The sequence below is a fragment of the Salinisphaera sp. genome (genome assembly GCF_002729955.1).
Taxonomy (GTDB): domain Bacteria; phylum Pseudomonadota; class Gammaproteobacteria; order Nevskiales; family Salinisphaeraceae; genus Salinisphaera.
Window position 1 is genome coordinate 85,953 of record NZ_PBYA01000042.1, and the last position, 8,651, is coordinate 94,603.

Consider the following 8,651-nt stretch of genomic DNA (forward strand, 5'->3'; position numbering starts at 1 on the left):
ACGCACTCCTGAGCACCGGAACCCCATCGTTCAGCCATGCAGCACCACCGGCGTCTGGCTGTCGGGATGAACGATCACCCGGGTTCGGGTATCGAACAGCCGCTGCATACCCTCGGCGGTGACCACCTCGGCCGGCGTGCCGGCTGCGATGGTGCGACCCTCCCGCAGGGCCAGCATACGATCGGCATAGCGCGCTGCGAGGCTGATGTCGTGCAGCACGCTCACCACCGCCACGCCGCGGGCTGCCAGCGCCGCCACTTCGCGCATCACGAGGCGCTGGTGGCCCAGATCGAGCGCGGCCACCGGCTCGTCGAGCAGCAGCAGCCGGTCGCCGGCATCCTCCGCCCGCCAGATCTGGCTCATGACCCGGGCCAGCTGTACGCGCTGCTTCTCGCCGCCGGAGAGCTGCGTATAGGCCCGCTCGCGCAGGTGGGCGATATCGCAGGCCGCAAGCGTTTGCGCCACGATGTCGCGGTCGGCCACGCTGCCCGAGGCATGTGGGCCGCGGCCCAGGCGCACCACCTCGGCCACGGTGAACGGAAAACCCAGAGCGCTGGCCTGGGGCAGCAGCGCGACCCGACAGGCGCGCTCGCGTGCCGGCCAATCCGCCAATGCCCGACCGGCGAGTCGGATCGACCCGGCCGCAGGCGCCACATCGCCGATCAGGGCATGAATGAGCGTCGACTTGCCGGCGCCGTTCGGTCCGATCACGGCCAGATGTTGTCCGGCCGCCAATACGAACTCGACCGCCTCGACCACGGTTCGACCGCCCGCGGTCAGAGCCAGACCTTCGACTTCGAGCAGCCGCTCGCTCATAGCCCGTACTCGCGGCGACGGCGCAGCAGCGAAATGAAGAACGGCGCGCCGAGCAGAGCCGTGAGCAGGCCCACGGGCAGCTCGGTGGGGGCCACCACGACCCGCGCCAGCGTATCGGCCACCAGCAATAGAATTGCGCCCGCCAGCGCTGAAGCCGGCAGCAGCCAGCGGTGATCGGGGCCGATGAGCATGCGCACGATATGCGGCACCACCAGCCCCACGAAGGTGATCGCCCCGGCTACTGCCACCGACACACCCACGCCGGCGGCGGTCAGCAGCACCAGTCGGCGCTTGATGCGATCCACCGCGATTCCCAGATGCCGGGCCTCGGATTCGCCCAGCAGCAGGGCGTTGAGGGCATCGGCCTGGCGCGGCAGCACCGCGAATATCAACGCACTCACGCCGGCCACGATCGCCACCCGTGACCAGTTGGCGCCGTCGAGCCCGCCCATGCGCCAGAGGCTGATTCGGCGCAGCATTTCGTTGTCGGCATGAAACTCCAGCAGCGAGCCCACGCTGCCGGCCAGGGCGCCGATGGCGATACCGGCCAGCAGCATGGTGGCGACCGACGTACCGCCCGGCCCGGTCGCCAGCCGATAGACCAGCAACACCGCTGCCGTACCGCCGACGAATGCGCCCAGCGAAACCAGCGACAGCCCGACAAAGCCGGCGACCCCGCCGGCAAACACGATCACCAGACTCGCGCCCACCGAGGCGCCCGCGGTCACGCCGATCAGCGACGGATCGGCCAGCGGGTTGCGAAACAGCCCCTGCATGGCTGCGCCGCAGATCGCCAGCAGTGCCCCGACCAGCCCGGTGAGCAGCGCCCGCGGCAGGCGCAGCTGGCGCACGATCAGGGCCAGCCGGTCCAGCCCTTCGTCGCGGCCGACGAGCACGGCCAGCACATCCAGCGCGGGCAGGCGCACCGCACCCAGCATCACCGCCGCCAGCACGCAGCACGGCAGGGCGAGCGCGAGCAGCCAGACGAGCCGGCGCGGGCTCATGCCCGAGCCTCGATGTCCGCGACCTCGATACCCAGGGCCGCGCTTTCCAGCGCCTCGATATCGATGGCGGCTTCCACCGCATCGGCCAGACGCTCGAACTGGCGCTCGCGCATATCGGCGAGGTCTTCGGTGGTGGCGTTTTCGTAACCGGCCCAGGCGAGCACCGCCGCACAGCCGGCCGCGCTGTCGAACAGCCCGTGCAGATAGGTGCCGGCCACCTGACCGTCGGCGCTGATCGCCCCGTCGGCCCCGGTTTCGAGTTGGACGAACGGCCGATCGAGATCCGCGCCCCGGGTCACGCCACAATGAATCCGATAGCCGGCGACCGTTGCCATCTCCGGCATGCCGGCGGCGACGAGGCGACCGCTGACGTTCTCGAGACGTTTTTCGGTGCCGATTTCGGTGACGATATCGAGCAGGCCCAGCCCGTCGACACGTCCCGGCGCGTCTTCCACGCCCTGCGGGTCGTCGACGGCCTGTCCGAGCATCTGATAGCCGCCGCAGATGCCGAGCACGCGCCCGCCGTAGCGCAGATGGCGGGCGATATGCGCATCCCAGCCGTTGGCCGTGAGCCATTGCCGATCGGCGCGTACGTTCTTGGAGCCGGGCAGCACGATGAGATCGGCCCCGCCCGGACGCTGGCCCGGCCCGACCCATTGCAGGTCGATACCCGGCTGCAGGCGCAGGGCATCGAAGTCGGTGTGGTTGGAAATACGCGGCAACGCCGGCACCTGCACCACGAACGCCGCGGCGTCATCGCGGCGTTGATCGCGGGCGATGGCGTCCTCGGCGTCGAGATAGAGCCCGTCCAACCAGGGCAGCACGCCGAACACCGGTTTGCCGGTCTCACGTTCCAGCCAGTCCAGGCCCGGTTCGAGCAGGGCGATATCGCCACGAAAGCGGTTGATCACGAAACCCGCGATCCGTGCCCGCTCCGATTCCGAGAGTAATGCCAGCGTGCCCACGATCTGGGCGAACACCCCGCCCTTGTCGATATCGGCCACCAGCACCACCGGGCAGTCCACGGCCTCGGCGAAACCCATGTTGGCGATATCGTTTTCGCGCAGGTTGACCTCGGCCGGGCTGCCCGCGCCTTCGACGAGCACGCGTTCGTATTGTTCGAGCAGACGCGCATACGAGGCGCGTACCGCTGCCATCGCCGTGGGCTTGTAGTGGTGGTAGTCGCGGGCGGACATGCCCGCCACGGCTCGGCCGTGGATGATCACCTGGGCATTGCGATCGCTGGAGGGCTTGAGCAGCACCGGGCTCATGTCGATGGTGGGCGCCACACCACAGGCCGCGGCCTGTACCGCCTGGGCACGGGCGATTTCGCCGCCGTCGACCGACACCGCGCTGTTCAACGCCATGTTCTGTGGCTTGAACGGGGTGACCGACAGGCCCCGCCGATGCCAGACACGGCCCAGCCCGGCCACCAGCGTCGATTTGCCCGCGTCGGTCGCCGTGCCCTGGATCATGAGGGTTCTAGCGCCCATCGGCCCATCCTGCCTCGGGGACAATCGAATCGGTCAGCGCGTCGATCACCAGCCGCGCGGCATATTCGCCAAACCGGGTGTGCTTGCCCGTGTAGCGAAGCGACTCGCCGGCGCTGGTACAGAATACGGCGGTGGCATCGGTACCGGTGCCCGTCGCGATCTCGCCCGTGATCGGGCTGCGCGCATCAAGCGCTTGCAGCGCCGCAGCCTTGGCTTCGGTGAGCGTGGCCAGGGTTTCGACCTGTGCTGCCGGGGTCAGCGCGAGCGTGGTCGCCAGGGCCAGATTGATGGTGCCTATTTCGTAGGGGCCGGGGCGCAGTTCACGCCGATCCGCCCGATCGCCGGCGCGCCGGGCGTTGGCAAGGCCCGCGGTCACAAACAGGCAGAGGCGCTCGCCCTCGATATCGACCGCCGCAATACGCAGGCTGCGCATCGAGGCCGCGGTGAGCATGCCGACATGATTCGTTTTCAGGCCGCGCTGCTGCGCGAAGTCCGCGATCAGATCCGCCGGCCTATCCAGCGCCGCACGATCAGCATCGCCGACATGGCGGTTGGCAAACCCGTGGGTTTGGCACCAGCCACCGCCCGCCACCGCCGAGCTCAGACATCGGCTGGGCGTGGCGAACGCAATCGCCAACCCGCTATCGGCCACGCGGGCCTGCCAGCCCGGCAGCAAACGCGCTGCGGGAATGGTCCGCACCGTAGCCGATGGCAGATAGTCACGCGCAGACCAGCGCCGCCAGATAGCCGGGGCTGGCGCCATTACCTAGTAATCCACGCCCTTGCGCGCCTTGATGCCGGTCTTGAAGGCGTGCTTGATGTCCTTGACCTCGGAGACGGTATCCGCCAGCTCGCGCAGGGCCGCGCCGCCGCCACGGCCGGTGACCACCACCGACTGTTCACGCGGGCGGTTGGCCAGCGCGTCCAGCACTTTCTGTTCGTCCAGATAGCCGTAGCCGATCATGTAGGTCAGTTCGTCGAGCACCACCAGGTCGAAGCTGTCGTCGGTGAGCATCGGCTCGACCTTGGCCCAGGTGGCCTCGGCCGCAGCGATATCGCCGCTGCGATCCTGGGTGTTCCAGGTAAAGCCGGTGCCCATCTGATGGAAATCCACCTGCGGGCAATGATCGCGTACGTAGATCTCTTCACCCGAGAGCTGCTGGCCCTTGATGAACTGCACCACGCCCACGCGATGACCATAGCCGAGCGCACGCATGACCATGCCGAAGGCCGAGGACGACTTGCCCTTGCCGTTGCCGGTGAGCAGCAACAGCACGCCGCGTTCGGTATCGGCGGCCTCGATGGCCGCATCCACGCGGGCCTTTTGTTTCTTCATGCTCGCCTTGTGGCGTGCGGCCTTGGCGTCGTCGTCACTGCGGGGTTCGTCGCTCATGGCGGCTCCGGTTGGGTGGCGCCCGGGTTTACTCGGGCTGGTAGCGCAGGGTAAAGAACACGTTGCGATCCGGCTGGTTGTAGAAACGCACGGTCCGGTAGTCCTCGTCGAACAGGTTGTTGAGGCTGGCCTGGACGAGCCAGTCGCGGGCGACTTCCACCGAGGCCCGCAGGTCTACGAGCTGGTAGCTGTCCAGCTCGTTTTGGTTGCTAGCGTCGTCGTAGCTTGAGTCCGCGACGGTCAGGCTCGCCCCGGCACTGTAGCGCCCGAAGGCGCGGTCCACATCGAACTGTGCGCTATGCGATGGCCGGCGCGGCAGTTCGTTGCCCTGGTTCGGGCCGGCGCTACGGTTTTCGGTGTCCAGCCAGGTGAACTGGGCATTGAGCTGCCAGTCTGCCACTGCGGTGCCAACGCTCGCTTCGGCGCCGCGAATCCGGGTGTCTTCGATATTGGCCGGGGCGAAGGTGGCCGAGTCGTAGGCGATCAGGTCGTCGATTTCGGTCTGATAGGCGCGCAGCGACCAGCGGCCCCAGTCGTGATCACCTTCGAGACCGACTTCGACACTGTCCGATTCTTCCGGGTCGAGATCGGGGTTGCCGTAGTTGGGGAAGTACAGCTCATTGAAGGTCGGCGCTTTGAAGGCGGTGCCGTAGGAAATACTGGCGGTATAGGCATCGGCGAAATCGATGCCGTAGGCGGCACTGCCGGTGGCATGCTCGCCGAATTGTTCGTTGTCGTCGCCGCGGGCGGACAGCTGGACATGATGGCGGCCCCAGTCGCCCAGATACTGGGCGAACAGACCCGTGTTATCACGACTGTCCTCGCGCAGATCGCCACCGAAATCATTGCGGCGATCGCCGTCGGTGTCGCCGTCGACGCTTTCGAGCTTGTAGTCGACGCCCAGGGTGAACAGGTCGTCGTTGGGCAGGGTGATGTCGTTCTGCCAGCTCAGCTGATGGCGCTGGGTTTCGAAGGCGGTGACATAGCGCCCGTCCAGGAAGTTGTCGGAGTCGTCGCGGCTGTTGCCGTAGGCAAGCTTGGTGCGCCATGTATCCACGGGCCGCCAGCTCAGCGAGGTGCCGATGATCTGCTGGATCGTATCGCTGGCGTTCTGGGCGGTGCCGTCGAATTCGACGCTGCCTTCGGCACGCAGGAAGTTCAGATCCCACGCCACGCCGTTATCGAAGATATGGCCGTAGTTGAAGGCCAGCGACACGCGGTCGTAGCCGTCGTCGTCCGGCTCGTCGGTGAAACAGCCGCCCACGCCCGCGGCCTCGGCGCTGCAGGCATCGAAACCGTCGGTACGACGGCCGCTGACGCTGAGGTTGTAGTGGGAATTGTCGTCGCTGCCGGCCACGCCCACCTGGCCTTCATAGGTGCTGTCGCTGCCGGCGCCGATCTGGAAATACGGCCGCGTGCCGGATACACCGCGCCCGTTGCGGGTGAATATCTGGATCACCCCGCCAATGGCATCGGCGCCATAGAGCGACGACCGCGGCCCGCGCACGATCTCGATGCGCTCGATCTGCTCGACGGCCAGATCCTCGATCGCGGCGGCCCCGGCCGTGGCCGAGCGGTATTCCACGCCGTCGACCAGCACCAGCGTGTGATCGGATTCCGTGCCGCGCAGAAAAATCGACGAGGATTTGCCCGGCCCGCCGTTGTTGGCGATGGTCAGGCCCGGCGTACGCCGCAGCAGATCGCGTACCGAGCGGGCCTGGAGCCGCTCGATATCGTCGCGATCAATGACCGTGGTGGCGGCAAGCGTATCGCTGACCCGCTGCGGGGTACGCGTGGCCGTGACCTGGATATCGTCGAGCCGCGCCGTCGCCGCATCAGCCGTGGTCGAACCGGCGGTACGCTGGGCTGTCGAAGTCTGGGACGCCGGCTGGGCGGCGACGGGGCCGGACACAAACGCCGCGCACAGCAGTACGACACACGCCGGCAGGCCGGTGTAAAAACGATCGATGGACATGGTTCCCCCAAGATCCCTGGCGCGCACGCCCGCGCGCCGTAATGGATACAGCCGCGAAATAGCGCCAGAAAGAAATAAAACGGGGAACACGACACGCGCGTGCGCGCATCGCCGATCTGCCGTCTCATCGCCCGCCGCGATGTCGCTGCCTCGTATCGCGGGCCGGTCTCCGGACTTGCGAGCGCCCTTGCGGGCGATCGACACGCCTTCCCGGGCGTCATGCCCAGTGGCCGATGTGTCGATCCCTACTCGCCTACCGTTGCGGGGGCAGTGCCGGCCTTGTCGTCATGCGGTTGATGACAACGCACCGGCTTCCCGTTTAACCCGAGCGCCTTGAGCACCCGGACACCTGCGATGCGCGAAGCCTAGCAGGCCCGGCCGCGCCGTCAAGCATTGCCTGCGCCGGGTTCCTGCGTTTTTTAAGGCCGATACGGCTTCAGCGCGCGGCCCTGCCTTCCTGTCTATCCGGATAAACGGATATACTGCGCCTCCATACAGACATTCAAGGTATCCATGAGCGATCTGATAGCCGCGCTCGCCGAGCGCATTCTGGTACTCGACGGCGCCATGGGCACCATGATCCAGAACCACGATCCAAACGAGGCCGACTATCGCGGCGAGCGCTTCGCGGACTGGGAAAGCGATCTCAAGGGCAACAACGACCTGCTGACCCTGACCAAGCCGGAACTCATCCGCGACATCACCGCGCAGTACGCAGCGGCCGGCTCGGATATCCTCACCACCAATACCTTCTCGGCGACGACCATCGCCCAGGCCGACTACCACATGGAAGATCTGGCCGTGGAGCTGAACGTCGAGGCCGCGAAGATCGCGCGCAGCGTGGCCGACGAATACGCCACCGCCGACAAGCCGCGCTGGGTCGCGGGGGTGATCGGGCCGACCAATCGCACCGCGTCGATCTCGCCGGACGTCAACGACCCCGGCAAGCGCAACACCGACTTCGACGAACTGGCCAAAGCCTACGGCGAAGCCGCCGAGGCGCTGCTCGACGGCGGCGTCGATATCATCCTGATGGAAACCATCTTCGACACGCTCAACGCCAAGGCCGCGATCTATGCCTACCGCAAGCTCCTGCGTGAGCGAAACATCGACGTGCCGCTGATGATTTCGGGCACCATCACCGACGCCTCCGGGCGTACCCTCTCGGGCCAGACCACCGAAGCCTTCTACAATTCGGTGGCCCACGCCCGGCCGCTGACCATGGGCCTGAACTGTGCCCTGGGCCCGGACGCCCTGCGTACCTACGTAGCCGAGATGTCGCGTATCGCGCCCTGCTACGTGCATGCCTATCCGAACGCCGGCCTGCCCAACGAATTCGGCGAATACGACCTCACGCCCGAGGAAATGGCCGAACATATCGGCGAATGGGCCGAAGCCGGCCTGCTCAACATGGCCGGCGGCTGCTGCGGCTCCACACCCGAACATATCGGCGCCATCGCCCGGGCCGTCGAAGGCAAGACCCCGCGCCGGCGCCCGGAGATCAAGCGCGCCATGCGCCTGTCGGGCCTGGAACCGTTCACTGCATCAGCGTGAAATCTGAAGGAGAAGAAGAAGTAACCACAGATTTCACAGATTTACACAGATTACCCCCGGTGGACGAACGAGACCCGCAAACCTACGCGATTATCGGCGCCGCCATGGAAGTGCATCGGGTGTTGGGGCGTGGCTTTCTCGAACAGGTTTATCACGAAGCGCTCGCTCTCGAACTCGCTGCGCGCCAAATCCCGCACGAACAGCAGTATCCGCTTAAGATTCGCTACAAGGGCGAACCGCTCGCATGCACATACCGGGCTGATTTCGTCTGCTTCGATGACATCATAGTAGAAATAAAGGCTATCGAACGCACAACCCAAATCGAACATGCGCAAGTCATCAATTACCTTCGGGCCACCGGCTTGGAACGAGGTTTACTTATAAACTTCGGCCAATCGAGCTTGCAATATCGCCGC

General features: G+C 66.3%; 8 protein-coding genes and 1 riboswitch. Of the genes, 2 read left to right on the top strand and 6 right to left on the bottom strand.

The genetic code is table 11. The features are described from left to right. Window positions 1-30 precede the first annotated feature (30 nt). From CMN27_RS12155 to btuB, 6 genes are all read right to left on the bottom strand, one after another. Window positions 31-816, bottom strand: a complete 786-nt coding sequence (locus CMN27_RS12155; RefSeq protein ID WP_293626775.1) for a heme ABC transporter ATP-binding protein — start codon at window positions 814-816, stop codon at window positions 31-33. After that, complete coding sequence (locus tag CMN27_RS12160) at window positions 813-1,820, bottom strand: iron ABC transporter permease (RefSeq protein ID WP_293626776.1); 1,008 nt, start codon at window positions 1,818-1,820, stop codon at window positions 813-815. The genes CMN27_RS12155 and CMN27_RS12160 overlap by 4 nt, the downstream gene beginning before the upstream one ends. After that, window positions 1,817-3,313, bottom strand: a complete 1,497-nt coding sequence (locus CMN27_RS12165) for a cobyric acid synthase (RefSeq protein WP_293626777.1) — start codon at window positions 3,311-3,313, stop codon at window positions 1,817-1,819. The genes CMN27_RS12160 and CMN27_RS12165 overlap by 4 nt, the downstream gene beginning before the upstream one ends. Then, window positions 3,303-4,013: an adenosylcobinamide amidohydrolase gene (locus tag CMN27_RS12170; RefSeq protein WP_293626778.1), complete on the bottom strand. Its 711-nt coding sequence runs from the start codon at window positions 4,011-4,013 to the stop codon at window positions 3,303-3,305. The genes CMN27_RS12165 and CMN27_RS12170 overlap by 11 nt, the downstream gene beginning before the upstream one ends. 66 nt (window positions 4,014-4,079) lie before the next feature. Continuing rightward, entirely contained in the window at window positions 4,080-4,706 is a 627-nt protein-coding gene (gene cobO, locus CMN27_RS12175; protein ID WP_293626780.1) for a cob(I)yrinic acid a,c-diamide adenosyltransferase, read from the bottom strand. Between the two features lie 28 nt (window positions 4,707-4,734). Then, window positions 4,735-6,681: a TonB-dependent vitamin B12 receptor gene (gene btuB, locus CMN27_RS12180; RefSeq protein ID WP_293626781.1), complete on the bottom strand. Its 1,947-nt coding sequence runs from the start codon at window positions 6,679-6,681 to the stop codon at window positions 4,735-4,737. A gap of 142 nt (window positions 6,682-6,823) precedes the next feature. Then, a riboswitch (cobalamin riboswitch) is annotated at window positions 6,824-7,049 on the bottom strand. A 145-nt stretch (window positions 7,050-7,194) separates the two neighbouring features. Between btuB and CMN27_RS12185 the strand changes: the two genes are divergently transcribed. Continuing rightward, window positions 7,195-8,235 carry a homocysteine S-methyltransferase family protein gene (locus tag CMN27_RS12185; protein WP_293626782.1) on the top strand — a complete coding sequence of 347 codons (1,041 nt, stop codon included), beginning with the start codon at window positions 7,195-7,197 and terminating at the stop codon, window positions 8,233-8,235. A gap of 59 nt (window positions 8,236-8,294) precedes the next feature. After that, window positions 8,295-8,651, top strand: a 357-nt coding sequence (locus CMN27_RS12190) for a GxxExxY protein (RefSeq protein ID WP_293626783.1), incomplete at its 3' end; no start/stop codon positions are given.